Raw genomic sequence first — 18,859 nt, 5'->3', positions numbered from 1 at the left:
TAACACAATATTGCCCACTGATAAGCCCGGCATCTCAGCCGGGCATGGGCGTTCAGACTTTAAAGTGATCCAGTGATTGACGGATATCATCACTGATATTGTGTAGGGCATCGGCTGCGGCGGCATTACTTTCATTTGCTTTTACCGCAACTTCGGTTAGCTCTGAAATCGTGGTGATATTACGATTAATTTCTTCTGTCACTAAAGACTGCTCTTCGGTGGCGCTGGCTAACTGAGTATTCATATCATTGATATGGTTTATCAGAGATAAAATATGATCCATTGCGTCAGCAACTTGATTAGCACTGGTTTTCAATGCTTCAGATTGCTCCCGTGTGGTGGTGTTGCTACTTAGCACATCAGCCACCCCTTGTTGAATACTACTGATAATTTGTTGGATCTCATCGGTAGACGCTTGAGTGCGATTAGCGAGTGCGCGCACTTCGTCCGCCACCACAGCAAAGCCTCGGCCGTGTTCACCGGCCCTAGCAGCTTCAATGGCAGCATTCAGCGCCAGCAAGTTGGTTTGATCAGAAATACTGCGGATGACTGCCAGAATATCTCCGATTTTACTGCTGGCTTGTTCCAGAGTCAGGGTGACATCTCGAGCACAATCCAATTCTCCGGCCAACTCACGGATTTGCTGTAATGTTGATTGCATCATCTGTTGGCTGCTACTGGCGCCATCTTTGACTCCCAAGGCGGCATCGGCTGCTTTGGTGGTATTTCCCGCCATTTCATGGGTGGTTGTCAGCATTTGGTGAATGGCCGTTGCTACACTGGCGGTTTCTTTGTGCACATGACTGGCACTGGCATTGGCTTCCCCGACCGCCGTTAACAGACGTTTGCCTTCATCTTCTAACGCGCTGCCCATTGGATGCATCAATTGGATTGTATGGGCAATTTTACCGGTAAACTGGTTAAATGCGTGGCTTAAGGCTGCCACTTCATCCCGTCCTTGTGTGTCTAACCGCTTGGTTAAATCACCATCACCGCTGGCAATGTTATTCATTGCTTGAATTGCAGCTTTCAGCGGGCGATTAATTGATGCATTTAGCATAAGGAAAAACAGGAAAATTGGCGTTGCAATCAATGTCATCAGAATCAAGTAATCTTCACTTAAGTCCAGCATGGCGGCATTGATTTCAGTGATATTGCTGTCAGTAATGACACTCCACTGCCATTTAGGAATATAAGCACAAGCGGCCGTGTAGAGAATATTCTGATGGAAATAGCTACGCTGAGCGACAGCTTGATACTTAGCGTCATGCACTAATTGTGTAAGATCATCTGATTCAGCTAATTGCGGTAAGGAGGCGCCCTGCAGCCCTTGTTTATGGCTGTCTGCTAATACCTTGCCCTTATTATCCAGCAGGATAAATCCTCCCCGTGAGCCGTAATGACTATGCTGGACCAATTTAATGGCTAATGTGCGAGCCTGTTCCGGCTCGGTATCAGCCAATTGATTCAGTATTGAAGCCATGGTTTCAATTTGGCTGATGGTTTGCAGCTTTTGTTGTTTGATAAGGTTACTTCTTTGTTCCCATATGGAAAATGAGGCAAAAATTAGGGTACCGATGGCGGCTAACACCAGCATAAGAATAAGGCGTTGAAGGATGGTTAGACGTCTTAATAGGGCCATGGAGGCGTCCGTTGCTGCGAGGAGATTTGCCAATGATACATATTTGGCAACTAATGTTAATTGAGGTGGGTCGTGATACCTGAGTGCTCGCCTGTTTTATCAACACATGTGTGCTTTGTGGTTAAATTTTGATACATGCGTTTGACTAAATGGTGTCCGCATTGTTCATAAATTAGCAAGACGGAATAAAATATTGATAGAATGAACAAATTAAACACGATGAATCTTTGATTTTTTCCCACTTGCGGCTCAAGCTTTAGCGAAAGTAATCTTGTCAATCAATAAATGGTTAGGATCATGACGACAAATCGCGATGTGGTGACTTCAGATGATATCTTAGTGACACTGTGCCGCAGTGTTACTGAGGTGCTGTCTAATACTAGCGGCAGTCAAATCAGACACTCTGGTATGGTACAGCGGATCAGCCAAACGAAACTGAAACCGGAAATCGGTTGTTTTTCCGTATTCGATGGTGGTTTTTCTGGTCTGGTAATACTGAATTTTAGTGGTGTTGCTGCGGTGGAGATTTACCGTAAATATATGGTCAACATGGGCATGCCGGAAGAAGAGCTGTCCCAGTCTCATACCTCTGATGATGTCAGCAATGTGATGGGGGAATTAACCAACCAAATTCTGGGTGACTTTATCGTTAAAATCTCCCGTGAGTTGCAGACATCAATCAATCAGAGTCAGCCGCGGATGCTAAGCATCAATAAAGCACTCAGTATTGCCATTGACGCCAACCTTGAGCAGCCGGTTGCTAGCCGCGTTTCCTTTATGACGGAAGATAACCACACTTTCTACATTGAGTTTGCTATGAGTGAAACGGAATTTGTCCGTATTGCTGACGGCGATATTCTCACTGACGTTGAAGATGACTTCGATCCAGATGCGTTATTGGCTCAGCACGGGCGATAAATACAATACCAGTGCGCAGTGCAAGCTGCGCATTGCCATCTGTATGTGACAAAGATCACTATATTTCCTCTATTTAACGACCTCTCACGCTAACAACCTGTTAGGATGCTAACCCGCATCAGCAACAGGTGTTATTCATGCAATTAAATCTCAATAATCTGACGCCAGCACAGTTTCTGGCTGAATACTGGCAGAAAAAACCTGTGGTGATCCGTCAGGGCTTCAACCGGTTTGCCGATTTACTTTCGGCCGATGAACTGGCTGGGCTGGCAATGGAAGAGTCAGTAGAGTCCCGGCTTATCTGGCAAGAGGCTGAACAATGGCAAGCGGCATTTGGGCCATTTGAAAGCTATGACCATCTGGGTGAGCAGAATTGGACCTTGGTGGTGCAAGCACTTAATAATTGGTTACCAGAAGCTGAACAGCTGGCGCGTTGCTTTGATTTTATTCCCCGTTGGCGTTTTGATGATGTTATGGCGAGTTATGCTGTGCCTGGCGGCAGTGTCGGACCACATATTGATCGCTATGATGTGTTTATTTGTCAGGGCTCCGGTCGCCGTCGGTGGCGGGTTGGGGATAAGGGGCAATATCGTGAGTTTGCTGCCCATGAAGCCTTGCTGCACACTGAACCGTTTGAGCCGATTATTGATGTAGAGCTCTTGCCCGGTGATATTCTTTATTTGCCACCATTATTCCCTCACGATGGCGTAACACTGGAAGAGTCCATGAGTTTTTCTGTGGGATTTCGGACGCCATCAACCCAGGATATGCTCAGTGCGTTTGCTGATTATGTGATTGATAATCAGCTTGGCAGCATGCAAATTACCGATCCTGATCGCCAACCGACAATGACACCTGGCTGCATTGATAATGATGATTTAGCCCGCATCCGCGAGCAGTTGATGCAAGCGCTGACCGATGATGCTGTCAGCGATTTTGCCGGTCGCCTGTTAAGTTATTCCAAATGCCAACTGGCCGATAATGGTGCCGAAGCTGATGACTTAGCCGAGATCAGAGCTGATGAGTGGCTGGATGTGCTGCAGCAGCAACCATTGCAGCGTTTGGGCGGGCTAAGATGCCATTATTTTGAGCATAATTATCGTCAGGGATTGTTTTATCTCAACGGTGAGATGGTACGACTGCCGGGAGAGTGCGCTGGGTTAATCCCGCTACTATGCAATGAATACCAGCTGGACTTTGCTTGTATGCGCCCTTGGCTGGAATATGATGCAGTCATTAATTTGATGACAGACTGGATTGTTCGCGGCTGGTGGTATTTTGATGAGCTGGAGGAGTAAAGCCCCGTTAGTGTCAATGGGGTGACATCGCAAACAAGTGGAAATGGTGGCTTTGTTGTTGATGTCAAACACAGCTATTGTCGATCTAGAGTGGCTAATTAGCACGAACGAGCGCTGATTAGTTACTCGCGCGATAGCTTTCAACGTGCATAACGTGCATGTTGTGTGATGAACAGAAACTGGGGCTGATATCAAGGAGGTATGTTTGCGTTGAGCGTGGAACAACTCCTATATGAAAGGACGTCGCTTAGTCGTTTTTCACGGCATTAATGATTTTATTGCCGCAATTGTTATGCCTGACTTGCTAAGCGGCACAACAGCCCCTAAGATCCCCCAGTTTTTATTCCCTGGTGTCAATTATGTTGAACTCTTCTCTGTCTGCACCTTCGGCTGACCTGGTTATTCAGGTTCTGTGCTCTGTATTGTGTGACAACAAGCCCCTTGATCGGGCTTATTCTATTGCATTTTCCGGTTTGAAACTCCAGCCTGCAGAGCAGGGACGGATCACCACTGTTGCCGGGGATATTATGCGCCGGCTGAATCTGTACTGTTTCTTGGCGGGCATTGAGCCTAGCGAAGTTAACCGTAAAGGGACGCTTCTGCTGAATGTCTGGCACAGATTTCACGGTTTGACCGCGCCAAAATTCCGCTATTGTGAAGTCTTGGAAGAATCTGAGCTGCAACAGCGTATCACCCAAGCTAAAGCGGATTTGCCCCTGTGGGATGGGTGTCCAGCTTGGTTAGAGCAGTTAGGTAGTGCGCAATTAGGCGAGCAATGGCCAGCTGAGCGCGCCGCGCTGCGACAAATGCCTCATCGTTATCTGCGGGCCAATTTACTTAAGTGCCAGCTTGATGCACTGATGGCGCGATTGGCCAAAGAAGGGGTGCAGACAATTGCAGTGGAGGGGGTAGAGACCGCGCTGCAGGTTGAGTCAGACTCTGCCTTGTTCCGTACTCAGAGCTTTAAAGATGGCTGGTTTGAACAGCAAGATGCCGGTTCTCAGCATGTGGCTGCTGCATTGGATGCCAAGCCGGGTATGCGGGTGATTGATGCTTGCGCTGGTGCTGGGGGAAAAACCCTGCATCTGGCTGCACAAATGCAAGGCAAGGGCCGTCTGTTAGCGATGGATGTCGAGTCTTGGAAACTGGATAATTTAAAAGACAGAGCTCGCCGGGCGGGCGCTCACAATGTGGAAACCCGCTTGATTGCATCAAGCAAAACCATTAAGCGTTTAAAGCTTAGCGCAGACCGCCTGTTACTCGATGTGCCTTGCTCTGGCCTTGGGGTATTAAAGCGCAATCCAGATACCAAATGGCGTGATACACCTGAGCGGCTAACCGTACTGCATGAGCTGCAGGCGCACATTATCGATAGCTATAGCCGGATGTTGAAAGTCGGTGGTTTGATGGTATATGCCACCTGTTCAATTATGCCGGATGAAAACCGGGCACAGGTGGATAAATTCCTTGCGGCCCATCCTAACTTCCGCTTGCTGGATGATGAAACCATTACTCCAGCAAATTCCGGATTTGATGGTTTCTATCTCGCCCGCATTGAGCGGATAGCGGAGTAAGATAGCTCAGTCGCTTAGTTAAAAAAGCCCTTCCGTTACTTGAGGGGCTTTTTTGTGTACATGGCGATATTGTCATGTGCCACACAGATCACCTTTTACGACTGGACTGAATACGCCGCAACAGTTGCTCTCCTGCAGATAACGATTGCTGTGATGTGATAAAGGCAGGGGTTTGCTGGAGTGTTGCGGGGCGATAGCCCGGTCCATCACAACCGCAGGAATGAAATGTGATCTGCTGTTCATAGAGCAATTTTATTTTTTGCCATTGTTTAATCTGTTGCTTGGGCGGTGCTTTAAAATCTTTACCTAAGTCAGCCATTAAATTGCCGCACTGTGGGCAAGGACATTGTCGTTGTATGGCAGGTTCGCGAATATTTATTACATCAGCAACATTAGGCTGGCGAAACATTTTACAGCAATGAAAACAGGCAAAGTGTTCTTTATAGGTAGATTGGCCGTAGCGGCACATTAGCTCACCTTTTCAAGAAATTACGATAATAAATAGGCATCATTGCAATATTGCTATGACTGCTCAATCTGAATCTAGATGCGGCCTTGAACTGTCTATTTGTATAGGTATCAGTATTTATAGGGCCGTAAGTATATTGGCCAAATTAACCCGCAGCATGTTGATTGGTGGCTATGTGCATTGACACTGGGTCATACAGGCATGCCTAAGGGATAAACCGTTATTAAACTGCATGATGCCACCAATACCGCCTATCTACATTTACTCCCCTTGCAAAGTAATCACTAATTGCCTGCTTCCGCCGCTGTTACGGTGCTCGCACAGGTAAATACCTTGCCATAGCCCTAAATTCAATTGCCCAGCAGTGATAGGGAGCGTCAAACTGACTCCCAGTAAGCTGCTTTTTAGATGAGCCGGCATATCATCGCGCCCTTCGTAGGTATGAGTATAAAAAGGGGCATTTTCTGGCACACTGGTATTGAAATAACGCTCAAAATCGACCCGTACGCTGGGATCGGCATTTTCATTTAAGGTCAGGGATGCAGAAGTGTGCTGCAATAGTAAATGCATCAAACCGACATTAAATTGTGATAATTCAGGAACTTGTTGCAGTATTTCAGCGGTGATCAGGTGAAAGCCCCGTTGCCGGGGGCGTAATTGTATGGTTTTTTGCTGCCACATTGTTATCTCGCTTGTTAACGATAGTGCGTAATGCCATTAGCAATAAACCGCAGTAGCGCCTACTGGGATTTTAATGCCTGCCTATGATACTTGGAGCGCTAGTAGATACCCAGTTAATATGCCGTCTGTCTGATAGCATTTATCTTATGGGGCTGCTGATAAGCTGATTTGTCAGGATAGGACGCTATTCACTGCGCAGTATAAGAAGTCCCCTTTAGCTATACAGCCAATCAGTGCCATTATCTCCTAGGATGAGTCAGCGTCTTATGGATAGCGTGTCATCAGGCGCTGACGTGGACTCGGGAAGTCTTGCGATAGTCAGGGTTAACCTAGACCGTGTTCTGCGCTGCTTAATTGGATAAGCTCAATTTTATAGCCGTCAGGATCGGTCACAAAGGCGATTTCAGTGCGGCCGCCGGCCACCGGGCCTGGCTCTCGAGTAATATTGCCACCGGCTGCGCGGATGGCATCACAGCTGGCATAGATATTATCCACCCCAATGGCGATATGGCCAAAGCCGGTGCCTAAATCATATTCTCGGGTGCCCCAGTTATAGGTCAGTTCAATGACAGCCTGACCAGAGGACTCTTCGCCATAACCCACAAAGGCCAATGTGTATTGGTAGGCTTCATTTTCAGAGGTGCGCAGCAGTGTCATCCCCAACACTTGGGTATAAAAATCCACACTGCGTTTCAGATCGCCGACTCGGATCATGGTGTGTAACAGTTGTGACATAACAAAACTCCTTCTTGATAAGGCCGTCAGTATATCAAAAGCCATTGATAACCGGCGGGGAAATAAATCGAGCCTGACATCACAAATTGAGAGCATGATCATAGGTTTCGGGTGGTGCTGTGGCGATAATATTGTCAATTACATTCCCCTGATTTAGTGATTGCCCCTGCTCAACGCAGGGATGAGCTGGATGGGATAGGGAAGTAATCAGTATTCATTTTTCAGGGAGCCTAGTATCTGATGAACATTGAACTCAAAATGGCGATAGGGACTGTTGCTGTGATTGCACTGTTTTTTGTCGCATTTTTCGTGTCTATGTTTTAATTTTTCCCGAGGTTATCAGTGCTGCAGTGAGTTTGGTGTCAATTTTTATGTAGCTGATAAACCGGGGAAATAGCCCAATTGAGGCATTAAAAAACCGCTCATAGAGCGGTTTTTTGCTGTTTAAAAGAGCGTAAGCTAGAAAATATCATTTTTGGATATGAGTATAATAATCAATATAATTCATTGAAGATTGCTCAGGATAGGTGAGTAAGTTTGGTTCACAAATAGTCACTGCAAGATTTACTCTTGAATTCAGATAATAAGTGCACCACTCATGGTTAAACGGTAAGAAGAGATCAACTGCCTGTAGGTGGTACTCTATCGTCGCCAAACAAATAGAAGTCATTACCATGAGTTACAAGCAGTTGATCGAAGGGCAACGATACCAGATCGAAGCCTACCTACGCGAGGGCTTCAGCTATCGAGCAATCGGCAAACGCTTAAAAGTGAGCCACAGCACGGTGAGTAGAGAGGTTCGTCGTAACCGTATTCGTGACAATCATTATTTGCCTGAAGTTGCACAGGCCAAGACAGTTAAGCGCCGCTGCCAGGCTGCCAAAAATCGAGTGTCTGTAACGACCGTCACTTTCGTTGAGTTCGGACTGAAGCAAAAGTGGAGTCCAGAACAAATCGCGGGCGTAGGTCAACTTATCGGTTACCCTGTCAGTCATGCATGGATTTATGGCTTTGTTCAGCAGGACAAGCAGCGTGGCGGAAAGCTCTATAAAGCGCTGAGACGCGGTCATCGTAAATACCGCAAAGGCTGTCGTGCGAAACGGGTTATCATTCCAAATCGCATAGGTATTGAACACCGGCCGGCAGTTGTCGACGAAAAAGCACGATTAGGTGATTGGGAAGCCGATACGGTGTTGGGAAAACAAGGCACTGGCGCTATAGTCAGTTTGGTTGAACGCAAAAGCAAACTGTATCTAATCCGTAAAGTGCCCGCCAAAAGCGCAGCCGATGTGAGCCGAGCCATGATAGGCATGCTTTGGCGGTATCGCAGTCACGTTCACACTATCACAGCGGACAATGGCAGCGAGTTCTGTGACCATCAAAAGGTTGCACAAGCACTGAAGGTAGATATCTATTTCGCCAACCCATACTCATCATGGGAACGTGGGTTGAATGAGAATTTCAATGGTCTGTTGCGGCAGTATATCCGCAAGGGAACTGATTTACGCACGGTAACGGATAAGCAAATTGCTGACATCGAACGAGCACTTAACTCACGTCCGAGAAAGTGCCTTGGTTTCAAACAGCCTGCTGTAGTATTCGATGAATTACGAAAAGCAGCTTAATGAAGCGAGTGGTGCACTTCGGGGTTGAATGCGCGGACAAAAAGTTCGTATTTGGAGGTTTTTTAAGTTCAATTTAATTCTTCAAGCATAGATCATCAATTAAATCGCTACGATTTCTATAAGCTGGCCAATAATCTAAGGTCATTCTAAATCTCATTTTGTATCAAATACGGTTACTAATATGATTAAAAAGTGAAATTTGCATGTAACTGTATGTTTGCATGATGTGTCGCACATTTTTCATAAAGGTAAATTGTTAAAGTCACTCTGCTCACGGTCGGGTGATATGTGGTTATCCCCGCCACTGCCTGACTGGTGGGCAACTTATTCTGGCATGGAGATGAGGGTCACCTGATATAAGAACTCTCACTTGGCCAATACCTTCGGAGAGAATGTAAGTGAGTAAATTATTACTGAGAGTGTTATTCGGTGTTGCTCTAGGCCTATCCCCAGGTGTGTTTGCAGTAGATCAGACTGTTGCAGAATTCCATACTGAAATGGGTGGTTGTGAATCATGCCATGAAGATGGAGCCAATGCTTCAAACGATGGGGCTTATGAGGCTGAGCAATGTCAGTCCTGCCACGGCACGTTAGCGGAAATGGATGATAAGCATAAGGCCCATGATGGGATGCTGATGTGTCAGGACTGTCATGCAACTCACGATATGAATGTTGGACAGAAGCCGACTTGTGATGCTTGTCATGATGATGGTCGTAAGTAAGGTTAGATAGCATTGATAAATACGCCGGTTTAAGCCGGCGTTTTTGTTGCTGCAAAAATGGGGCGAGTCTGCGGATAATGCAGGCTAGTTAATAACGATAAATTCTGTCAGAGATTGTCCTGTTGCACTGGCAGTGTTAATGCCGATATCACAGCGTTTTAGTGTTACCCGTTCTATTGAGGGTAATAATCATAATGATGTACCGCTAAAGTTTAGAATTAAAAACTGGTAAACAGTTTCATATCGTAATCTATTGACTGGTAAGTGTGTTTTTTTAAGCTAGATAAATCATTAAAATAATTAAAAACAATAAGATGAGCTTTGGGGGTAAAAAAGCGAGGATGGGTAAAGGTATTGGTGGTATGCAACAGAATAATTACTACTTTAGATAAGGATGAATGTTGCAATGTTGTAAAAAGCGTGTAATTTGGTATCCAGTTCATTTCATACGAACCTATCGCCTTTCGTGTAAAGGCATCATAGCCAATGGAATGAGGGAAATAGGGATCGCAATAGGACAGGGAGAGAGCACTATGTTCAAAGTCATTCATTGGATGCTGGTTTCACGCTCCAATCTGCTGGCTGAATTATTAGATACCCGTTGGCCACAGGAATTTCTGGTGAAATTAACCTTAACTGAGCCGGAAAAGGTCTCCGAACATTTGCTGCAGGAGCAGTCGCTGGTGGTGATTGATTTGGCGACGGTTGATCTACAGAAAGCCTATCAATTACAACGGCAAATCGAGCGCTTGGCCGTGGCTGTAAGAACTGTATTTGTTCATTATCCTCGCCGGGTAGATGCCCGTTTTCTGGTTAACCCCTCAGTCACAGCGGGGGTATTTTATATCGATAATAACCTGAGTTTTATTAGTCAGGGGCTGTCAGATATTATGAATGGTCGTTATCATATCCCCACGGAATTACTGAAAAACAGCAGTGATGATGATCAGGATGGCGAAGATACTGACAGTTTGACTATTCGCGAACGGGAAGTGTTGCAGGCGCTACTAAGCGGTGCCACCAATCAGGATATTGCCCGTAAGTTGTTTGTTAGTGAAAGTACCATCAAAACTCATTTATACCGGGCCTTTCGAAAAATTGGGGTTTCTAGCCGAGGACAAGCGATAGCCTGGGCGCAAACTCATTTACACGAAGTGCAGGTATAAATTTAAGCGATAAGTCTAAGTGATAAGTCTAAGTGATAAGACTAAGTGCCAGCAATTAGTGCTGAAGCCGAGGTTGCAATGCCATGTAACAGATAGCGTTTACATGGCATTGTTTGTGTTGATGGGGCATTAAATGGCCGTGAGGCCACCATGACGTAATGCCACTAATGCGCTATTGCATATCAAGACAGGGATAGTTAGCCTGCCTTGGTATTTGTGAGCAGATTTCACTCAGCGTTTTAGCCAATTAGCGGCTTTGTCTGCATCGGTAATCGATAGCATCACGGTATCTGCTTTCGCTGCCGTAATAGGTAGCATTCCCAGCATCAGCTCATCCCGGCGTAGCCAGACTAATTCAATTTGTTCACCTAGTTGATATTGTTGCAGGAATTTATCCAAAGTGGCGGTGGCTTGCAGGCCATCCGCGGCGATCAGTAGATCTCCTGCACTTAGTCCTGCTGTCATCGCTGGACTGTGTTCAGCCACAGAGATAATTTTTACCCCGACATTTTCAGCCCGGTATTTAGCGCCAAACCCCACAGTAAGCCCTTCAGCTGTGCCACCGGTATCAGTATTACCACTGCTGGCTCTAAGCTGCATGTTAATACCAAACTGTGCCAGTAGCTCTGCCAGTGGCATATCTTCAGCCCGCTCCAGCCAGGCAAACAATTCATCACAGTTTCGTCCCAGCAGGGTTGAGACAATTTGCTGGTGACTGTTATCTGTGGTGCCCGTACCGGTCAAGCCGAATTCTTGCCATAGCCGCCGCATCACATCATCGAGACTGTAGCGACCCTGGGTTTCTTGCCGCAGAGTTAAATCCAGTAATAGGGCGAACAGTGCCCCTTTGGTGTAGTAGGAGACAATAGCGTTAGCGGCATTTTCATCTTGCTGATAAAACTTGGTCCAGGCATTGAAACTCGAATCTGTCAGGCTTTGCTTAAAACGCCCTGCGCCGCGATAAACTCGGGTAAAGGTTTCACTGAGCATTTCCAGATAGCTGGTTTCATCCACCAGCCCTGCGCGATAAGTAATAAAATCATCGTAATAAGAGGTAATTCCTTCATAGGCCCACAATTGGCGGGTATAGCTCTCTGCTTCCAGCTCATAAGGCACAAACCGGGCTGGCTTAATACGTTTAACATTCCAGCTGTGGAAGTATTCGTGACAGCACAAAGACAAATAGGTGCGATAGCCGCGGTCAATATTATCTTGGCCTACCCGGGGGAGATCGCCCCGGCCGCACATTAATGCAGTGGATGCCCGGTGCTCAAGTCCACCAAAACCTTCATCCAGCACAGCCGTCATAAACAGATAACGCTCAAAAGGTGCAGGTGTGCCGAACAGTTGGATTTGATATTCACAAATAGTTTGTAGATCGCGACACAAGCGCGGCATATCGGCATGATGACGACCAGCTAGTATCACATCATGGCTGACGCCGCAGGCTTCAAAACTGCCGCGGGTAAAACAACCCATTTCAACCGGATGGTCAATCAGTTCATCATAGTTTTCGGCATAAAAGCGACCAAAGCCCCAGTCATTTCCACTGGCGCGTTTAAGCCGGGTGGCCACTTCCCATTCGCTGCAGGCTGGCAAAGAAGGCGGCAGGATCTCAACACTGTGCTCAGATTGCTCTAGTCCTCGGGCGGCAAGAAACACACTGGAGCCATTGAAAAAGCCGCGTCGAGCATCTAAAAACGCGGTGCGAACCGACAAATCCCATGCATATACTTGATAAGTGATCCGCACTGTGTCATCACAGTGGCTGATTTGCCAGTTCTGCTTATCAAGTTGGGTCAGGGGTAATGGCATGCCTTGACTATTAAAGGCTTTGATATCAATTAGGTTTTTGGCAAAGTCCCGCACCATATAGCTTCCCGGCAGCCAAGCGGGTAGCCAAAGCTGCTGCTCATGGGCGGGGTGGGAAATGGTCATGGTGACATCAAACAGGTGGCCGTGGGGATTAGCCGGGGTAATCTGATAGTGGATCATAGCAGTTAACTCACTGAAGTTTATCGCCCATGCTGCCAAAATTGCGTCGGCCGGGCAATCAATTTGGCGTAGCCGCCACGATAAATACGGGTATACTTGGGACTTTATATCGCTATCAGCTGTGGAGAATAACACGATGGCCGAAGAGACTATTTTCAGTAAAATTATCCGCCGGGAAATTCCGGCTGACATTCTGTATCAGGATGAGCTGGTCACTGCATTTCGGGATATTTCCCCTCAAGCACCAACCCATGTGCTGATTGTGCCTAATCATCTGATCCCGACCGTGAATGACGTAAAAGCATCGGATGAAAAAGCTTTAGGCCGTATGGTCACGGTAGCGGCAAAACTGGCTGAAGAGGCCGGTATTGCGAAAGATGGCTATCGCTTGATCATGAACTGCAACCAGCATGCCGGTCAGGAAGTGTTCCATATCCATATGCATCTGGTCGGTGGTGAGCCACTGGGCCCGCTGTTGGCGAAAAAGCAGTCTGTTTAACCTGTGGCCGCTTGAGCGGCACCTCTATGTAATAACGGAAAGATTATGAAGTTTCTCTCCCGACGTCTGGTTATGCCGGAAGATCTTAATTACGCCAGAACCCTGTTCGGTGGCCGGGCGCTGGCCTGGATTGATGAAGAAGCGGCCATTTATGTGATTTGTCAGCTGGGCACTAAGTGTATTGTGACCAAGCACATGGCGGCTATTTCTTTTGAGAACCCAGCCTCAGAAGGCGATGTGGTGGAGTTTGGTCTGACGACCAAGGCGGTAGGACGGACATCGATCACGGTTTCTTGTCTGCTGCGGAATAAATTTACCGGCAAGACCATTTGTGCGGTAGATGAAATGGTGTTTGTGCGGGTCAATCCTGACACCGGTCTGCCTGAACCCCATGGTAAGACCATGGCTGATTTGGAAACGGAAACTGAAGCATCACTGCGTAAACTCAATATTGGCGTGTAATCCCCATACTGAGAGGCATTAGTGAATTAGTGCAGTTAATGCCAATGACAAAATAGCGCTGGATAGTTTCCTTTCGTTATTACCCATCATGCTTAAGCCCTGCTATTGCGGGGCTTTTTATTATGTATGAAATACGAACAGTATCAGATGCTTTTCGCTAAATTGTCTGTATAATGAGCGCCGCCAAGGGGTGTCTGGCGCGTTTAGCGCCAGACTGAGATGTCCTGTGACAAACCCTTAGAACCTGATCCGGCTGATACCGGCGTAGGAATGGGCTGACTCTCTGTGCATTAACCACGCTTTTTGCAATGCCGGATCTCAACCTGTATTGAGGTCCCATGAAAAATAATAATTACTCCTCTGTATCCGCAGCTCTGATCGCTGCAATCTCTGTTCCTGCATTCGCGCAGGAGTCTCAATCTGAATCATCATCGGTGACCACAGACCGTGAATCGTCCCATTATTTGCATCAAGCACCGCCGGATACTCAGGCGGCGCGCACAATAGAAACCTTGGTGGTCACTGCCGATTTTCGCGCAGCGGCACTGGATCAGGTGCCTGCCAGTATCAGTGTGCTTGACCGGGCGCAGTTAGAGGATGATGGCGGTGAAAACTTTCAAGATGTGCTCAACGGTATTGCCAATTTAAACTGGTCTGGTGGCAGCTCCCGGGCGCGTTATTTTCAGATCCGGGGCGTTGGGGATCAGGAAGAATATGAAGGCGCACCTAATGCCTCGGTGGGCTTTTTTATTGATGATATCGACCTATCAGGGCTGGGAATGGCTTCCGGGCTGTTTGATATTGATCAGGTCGAGGTGCTGCGCGGCCCACAAAGTACCTTGTTTGGCGGTAATGCGCTGGCCGGGGCCATTTATCTGAAAAGCGCTGAGCCAACCGCCGCACCGGAAGCAGGGGTTGAACTCAGTGGTGGCAGTGATGATCTGTTGACTATTGGCGCTTATGCGGGCGGCGCATTAAGCCGTGATGGTGATATTTTAGGGCGAATGTCACTCCAGTCCCACCAGCAAAATGGCTATATGGATAATGCCTATTTGGGGCGCAGCGATACCAATGCCCGGGATGAGCTTTCTGCTAAAGCCAAATTACGCTGGTACGCTACGGATACGCTGCAGGCAGATTTAACCTTACTGCAAGGCCATTTTGATAATGGCTATGATGCTTGGTCATTAGACTCTAATGGCAGCACTACTTATACCGACCGCCCCGGGGTGGATACCCAGCGTACTACCGGCGCTGGGCTGAAACTCACTTGGCAGGCTCATCGGGCGTTTTCTCTGGAGTCCATTACCAGTTACGCCGATACCACACAACGTCATGCGTATGATGGTGATTGGGCCAATCCTACCTATTGGCAACAGTTTGAGTGTTATGGTGCTCCTTGCGTGTACGACTACTGGTGGGATAAAACGGCCAAGCGGCAAAACTTCAGTCAAGATATCCGCTTGTTAAGTACTGATGAAGGGCGGATTTTTTCTGACACCACAGATTGGTTGGTGGGGCTGTATGCCAACCAGTTGGACGAAAGTAATCAATTGCTGGTTGAAGAGCGTTACGAAGCGGGTCCCTTGTACACTAGCCATCGAGACAGTGACTACCAGGCAAAAAAATTATCTGGTTTTGCACAGTTAGATACGTATCTTGGGGAATGGCATTATTCTGCGGGCTTGAGACTAGAGCATTGGGATGCAGATTATCGCGACAGTGATAATGAAGCCTTTACCCCAGCGGAAACCATGTGGGGCGGGCATTTATCTCTGTCTTATACCCTAGCAAAGGGGCAATTGTTGTACGCCAAAGTGGCACGGGGTTATAAGCCGGGTGGTTTTAATACAGACTTGCCCGCTGAGTTGAGTCAGTACCGCAGTTTTGATGCTGAAACGCTGTATAACTACGAGTTGGGTCATAGTGGTGCTTGGTGGGATGGTATGCTCGCAACCCGCTTGTCATTATTCTTCATGGATCGGCAAGATCAGCAGGTGGATGCCTCCGTGCAGATCCCCGATAGTGGTAATTTTATTTTGTATACCGCCAATGCCACCAGCTCGACCAATTATGGGCTGGAGGCGCAAAGCCAGTATTTTGTGACGGACAACCTTACCTTAAGTGCCACACTGGGGCTGCTGAACGCCAAGTACGATACTTATATTTACCAAGATGATAATGGCCAGCCGGTGGATTTGTCTGGCCGGGAATTGGCCCATGCGCCTAGCTATAACTATCAGTTGGCAGCCACTTGGCGTGCAGATAGCGGGCTGTTTGCCCATGCCAGTCTATCCGGTATGGATAGCTTTTATTATTCCGACAGCAATGATTTTGTCTCGGATAATTATCAGTTATTGAATCTGCGGTTAGGTTATGAGGCTGATCATTGGGCGCTGTTTCTCTGGGGCCGTAATCTGACAGATGAAAGCTATGGCGTGCGCGGTTTTTACTTTGGTAATGAGCCCAATAAAGATTGGGCAGCCCAGCAATATATCCGTTATGGCGACCCGCGTCAGTTAGGGGTGACCTTTAGATACGATTACTGGTGATCCTCCAGAACATGCATGATTAGGCTGGCTCAGTGACTTTGGGCGAATGACTTAGTAGCGCAATTACTCAGCCAATGAGTCACCTAGTCTTTGCGATTGGCTTAGCAAGTTTATCGGTGAGGCAGACTGACTGACTCTTGTTGTTAGTCTGCCCGCTTTATCAAGGAGAAAAATAATGAAATTAACGGCTGAAATTAGTATGTACCCACTGCGTGAACAATATGTTGAACCTATCCATTGGTTTATCCACCGATTGGATAATTATCCCAATATTGAGCGAGTCACCAATGCGATGGCAACTCAGGTGGTGGGGGAGTATGCCGAGGTCATGGCCATGTTGGCCACAGAGATGCAGGCTGCCCATGAAAAATTTGGCAAGGCAGTGTTTGTTTGTAAATTTATCGGCGGTCAGCTCGATTTAAGCCACAGCGAGTAATTCATTTATGGATACCTGGCAAACTCTGTCCGATTCCTTGTTACCGGCACTGAGCCAAATGCAGGCTATAACGCTGTGGGAAGGCATTGCCGTGTTACTTGCGATTGCTTATCTCTGGCTGGCAATGAAAGAACATATTGCCTGTTGGGCTGCGGCGCTATTGAGTACCGCGATTTACACTGTGCTGTTTTGGCATGTGGCCCTGTTGATGGAGTCAGTACTGAATGTCTATTACATGGGCATGGCAATATACGGGTTCTGGTTGTGGCGCTGGGGCGGCGGTTCTGAGCAGAGGTTGCGGGTAACCTCTTGGCCGTGGCAGAAGCATGTGCGCTTGATTGGAATTACGGCATTAGTGTCATTGTTGGTTGGGGCGGGTATGGCCAAGTTTACCCATGCGGCATTGCCCTATTGGGATGCAGCGACCACCTGCTTTGCTGTAGTCAATACCTATCTGGTGGCGAAAAAAGTGTTGGAGAACTGGCTTTATTGGGTCGTGATTGATCTGGTCTCAATCTATCTCTATCTCAGTAAAGGGCTGATGCTCACCTCCATGCTGTTTGTGCTTTATGTCGGTATGGCCATTGCCGGTTATCTGATGTGGCGACGGGAGTGGCTGGCATTGGCTCGCCCTGAATTGGCAGGAACACTTTCCCACCATCAGGAACGTGCTTTATGAGTGAGTTGAAACTTACCTCCGGCGCCGTCAATTCTGAGGTTGAAGCGGCAACAGATAAAGCAGTCCCTCCTCGTGTTTGTTCACAAGGCAATCCATCAGGGCTGGTGCTTGGTGATTTGTATGCGGAGCATGTCGGGCTTGCAGTATTTGCCGCTTCTGCCCGGTTATATGCTCAGATGAAACTGCAGGTGCTTACTGATGGGTTATCCAATAGCAATTATGTGGTGGATGGACGTTGGGTGTTAAGGATTAACCGCCAGGTGGATGCACTTGGCGTTGGCCGCGCAGCAGAAGTGGCCTGTTGGCAGCAGGCTTGTGCTGCAGGGCTCGCCCCGGTATTGCTGGCGGTGAGTTCAGAGCGACAATATTACCTCAGTGACTATTTGCCACAAAAAGAGGTTAGTTCACCGGCACGGGAATCATTGCAACTAGATCCATCGCAACAGAAAGCGCAGCAACAGAAATTATCGCAATCAGAGCGACGGCAATTAGAACTTGCCGCAGAAAATGGGCTGAGTCATGCAAGCTTCGAAAAGGATATTCGGCAGGGCATTATTGCACCCGTTGTGCAGTTACCGGCCAGGCTAAGTCAATTGGTAAATCGATTCTTTAATCAATCAGCAGGCCAAGTAATAGGTCAATCAGCTGCAATAGATAGTTTGCCACATAGTTATCCCGCGGGATTGACGCCCCGGGTTGAGGCTTTGCTGACATTGTTGCTGTCATTGGCTCGATTACCGCTACCAGAACATAAGATTACTGCTACGGTGCAATGGCAGCAGTACCATGATGCCTTGATAAAGCTGCAATCATTGGAGAGCACAAGTACGTTGGTCGTCGGGGGCATAAAAGAGCCGATAGAGCAATTTGCAGCAGATAGGGATAAAGCGGTTAACACCCGGAAAAAAGCCGTGCAGCAGGGCGCCGCGCAATTACTGCAATGCTCGGCGCAGATAGCGCATTGGTTGACATTAATGGCGCAAGGGGAGAATGGGTGGGAACAGTTTTGTCACCGGGATTTAAATCCGGCCAATTTACTGCGTTGCGGTGATAGCCTGTGTTGTATTGATTTTGAATATGCTTGTGCTGGTGGCCCCTTGGCTGAGTTGGCAACGGTACTGGCAACCCATGGACTGAGTGATGCGGAGTGTCTGGCACTGAGTGCTGGGTATATTCATGCTTTGGGATTGCCAGACTGCAATGCCATGCAGATTGATGCCGCAGTAAATATTTATTGGCTGTTTAGTGCTTGTTGGGCGCTGCTGCAGGCCAGTGCGGCTATTACGTCAGAGTCTAATGCTATTCATGCCTCTGAAGCCACTGTCGAGAATATTAATAGTGCAGATGAGTATTTAGCCTGGTTTGCCCTGTCAGTCTCCTATCTTGAGGGGACGGATTAAGGATTG

The 18,859-nt window shown here is 47.6% G+C and carries 17 protein-coding genes, 1 pseudogene and 1 riboswitch; of the genes and pseudogenes, 13 read left to right on the top strand and 5 right to left on the bottom strand.

Annotated features, from left to right (window positions below):
• Nucleotides 1-52: 52 nt before the first annotated feature.
• Nucleotides 53-1,642, bottom strand: a complete 1,590-nt coding sequence (locus NFHSH190041_RS11475) for a methyl-accepting chemotaxis protein (RefSeq protein WP_261921976.1) — start codon at nucleotides 1,640-1,642, stop codon at nucleotides 53-55.
• 297 nt (nucleotides 1,643-1,939) lie between these two features.
• Here NFHSH190041_RS11475 and NFHSH190041_RS11470 point away from each other — a divergent pair.
• The 4 genes and pseudogenes from NFHSH190041_RS11470 to NFHSH190041_RS11455 form a co-directional block, all read left to right on the top strand.
• Nucleotides 1,940-2,554 (top strand): annotated as a pseudogene (locus tag NFHSH190041_RS11470) (DUF3334 family protein); the annotation flags it as partial.
• Between the two features lie 143 nt (nucleotides 2,555-2,697).
• Complete coding sequence (locus NFHSH190041_RS11465) at nucleotides 2,698-3,858, top strand: cupin domain-containing protein (RefSeq protein WP_261921974.1); 1,161 nt, start codon at nucleotides 2,698-2,700, stop codon at nucleotides 3,856-3,858.
• A 232-nt stretch (nucleotides 3,859-4,090) separates the two neighbouring features.
• Entirely contained in the window at nucleotides 4,091-4,252 is a 162-nt protein-coding gene (locus NFHSH190041_RS11460; RefSeq protein ID WP_261921973.1) for a hypothetical protein, read from the top strand.
• The gene (locus NFHSH190041_RS11455; RefSeq protein WP_261921972.1) at nucleotides 4,218-5,432 is read left to right on the top strand and encodes an RsmB/NOP family class I SAM-dependent RNA methyltransferase; all 1,215 of its coding nucleotides are present in this window, start codon (nucleotides 4,218-4,220) and stop codon (nucleotides 5,430-5,432) included. Before NFHSH190041_RS11460 ends, NFHSH190041_RS11455 begins: the two co-directional genes overlap by 35 nt.
• A gap of 88 nt (nucleotides 5,433-5,520) precedes the next feature.
• Here NFHSH190041_RS11455 and NFHSH190041_RS11450 read toward each other — a convergent pair whose 3' ends face one another.
• From NFHSH190041_RS11450 to gloA, 3 genes are all read right to left on the bottom strand, one after another.
• Nucleotides 5,521-5,751, bottom strand: a complete 231-nt coding sequence (locus NFHSH190041_RS11450; RefSeq protein ID WP_261921971.1) for a hypothetical protein — start codon at nucleotides 5,749-5,751, stop codon at nucleotides 5,521-5,523.
• Between the two features lie 411 nt (nucleotides 5,752-6,162).
• On the bottom strand, nucleotides 6,163-6,582 hold the full coding sequence (locus tag NFHSH190041_RS11445; protein WP_261921970.1) for a secondary thiamine-phosphate synthase enzyme YjbQ: 420 nt from the start codon (nucleotides 6,580-6,582) through the stop codon (nucleotides 6,163-6,165).
• 324 nt (nucleotides 6,583-6,906) lie between these two features.
• Nucleotides 6,907-7,317 (bottom strand): lactoylglutathione lyase, encoded by a 411-nt coding sequence (gene gloA, locus NFHSH190041_RS11440; protein ID WP_261921969.1) that lies wholly within the window; start codon nucleotides 7,315-7,317, stop codon nucleotides 6,907-6,909.
• Between the two features lie 674 nt (nucleotides 7,318-7,991).
• On the opposite strand from gloA, the gene NFHSH190041_RS11435 reads away from it, so the two are divergent.
• The 3 genes from NFHSH190041_RS11435 (at nucleotide 7,992) to NFHSH190041_RS11425 (ending at nucleotide 10,830) form a co-directional block, all read left to right on the top strand.
• Complete coding sequence (locus NFHSH190041_RS11435) at nucleotides 7,992-8,942, top strand: IS30 family transposase (RefSeq protein ID WP_261921717.1); 951 nt, start codon at nucleotides 7,992-7,994, stop codon at nucleotides 8,940-8,942.
• Between the two features lie 398 nt (nucleotides 8,943-9,340).
• Complete coding sequence (locus NFHSH190041_RS11430; RefSeq protein ID WP_261921968.1) at nucleotides 9,341-9,664, top strand: cytochrome c3 family protein; 324 nt, start codon at nucleotides 9,341-9,343, stop codon at nucleotides 9,662-9,664.
• Between the two features lie 533 nt (nucleotides 9,665-10,197).
• Nucleotides 10,198-10,830: a LuxR C-terminal-related transcriptional regulator gene (locus NFHSH190041_RS11425; RefSeq protein WP_261921967.1), complete on the top strand. Its 633-nt coding sequence runs from the start codon at nucleotides 10,198-10,200 to the stop codon at nucleotides 10,828-10,830.
• A 231-nt stretch (nucleotides 10,831-11,061) separates the two neighbouring features.
• Here the strand turns inward: NFHSH190041_RS11425 and NFHSH190041_RS11420 are convergent, their stop codons facing one another.
• Nucleotides 11,062-12,825 carry a M61 family metallopeptidase gene (locus NFHSH190041_RS11420; RefSeq protein ID WP_261921966.1) on the bottom strand — a complete coding sequence of 588 codons (1,764 nt, stop codon included), beginning with the start codon at nucleotides 12,823-12,825 and terminating at the stop codon, nucleotides 11,062-11,064.
• A 136-nt stretch (nucleotides 12,826-12,961) separates the two neighbouring features.
• Here NFHSH190041_RS11420 and hinT point away from each other — a divergent pair, with 136 nt between their 5' ends.
• The 6 genes from hinT (at nucleotide 12,962) to NFHSH190041_RS11390 (ending at nucleotide 18,853) form a co-directional block, all read left to right on the top strand.
• Entirely contained in the window at nucleotides 12,962-13,324 is a 363-nt protein-coding gene (hinT, locus tag NFHSH190041_RS11415) for a purine nucleoside phosphoramidase (RefSeq protein WP_261921965.1), read from the top strand.
• 45 nt (nucleotides 13,325-13,369) lie between these two features.
• Nucleotides 13,370-13,786, top strand: a complete 417-nt coding sequence (locus tag NFHSH190041_RS11410) for an acyl-CoA thioesterase (protein ID WP_261921964.1) — start codon at nucleotides 13,370-13,372, stop codon at nucleotides 13,784-13,786.
• Nucleotides 13,787-13,962: 176 nt separating this feature from the next.
• A riboswitch (TPP riboswitch) is annotated at nucleotides 13,963-14,074 on the top strand.
• Nucleotides 14,075-14,124: 50 nt separating this feature from the next.
• Complete coding sequence (locus NFHSH190041_RS11405; RefSeq protein WP_261921963.1) at nucleotides 14,125-16,338, top strand: TonB-dependent receptor; 2,214 nt, start codon at nucleotides 14,125-14,127, stop codon at nucleotides 16,336-16,338.
• A 175-nt stretch (nucleotides 16,339-16,513) separates the two neighbouring features.
• The gene (locus tag NFHSH190041_RS11400) at nucleotides 16,514-16,774 is read left to right on the top strand and encodes a hypothetical protein (protein WP_261921962.1); all 261 of its coding nucleotides are present in this window, start codon (nucleotides 16,514-16,516) and stop codon (nucleotides 16,772-16,774) included.
• Between the two features lie 7 nt (nucleotides 16,775-16,781).
• Nucleotides 16,782-17,453 carry a nicotinamide riboside transporter PnuC gene (pnuC, locus tag NFHSH190041_RS11395; RefSeq protein WP_261921961.1) on the top strand — a complete coding sequence of 224 codons (672 nt, stop codon included), beginning with the start codon at nucleotides 16,782-16,784 and terminating at the stop codon, nucleotides 17,451-17,453.
• Nucleotides 17,450-18,853, top strand: a complete 1,404-nt coding sequence (locus tag NFHSH190041_RS11390) for an aminoglycoside phosphotransferase family protein (protein WP_261921960.1) — start codon at nucleotides 17,450-17,452, stop codon at nucleotides 18,851-18,853. The genes pnuC and NFHSH190041_RS11390 overlap by 4 nt, the downstream gene beginning before the upstream one ends.
• Nucleotides 18,854-18,859 lie beyond the last annotated feature (6 nt).

The sequence above is a fragment of the Shewanella sp. NFH-SH190041 genome, assembly GCF_024363255.1.
Lineage (GTDB): Bacteria > Pseudomonadota > Gammaproteobacteria > Enterobacterales > Shewanellaceae > Shewanella.
Note: the sequence above shows the minus strand (reverse complement) of the source record. Positions and strands in the feature narration are given on the sequence as shown.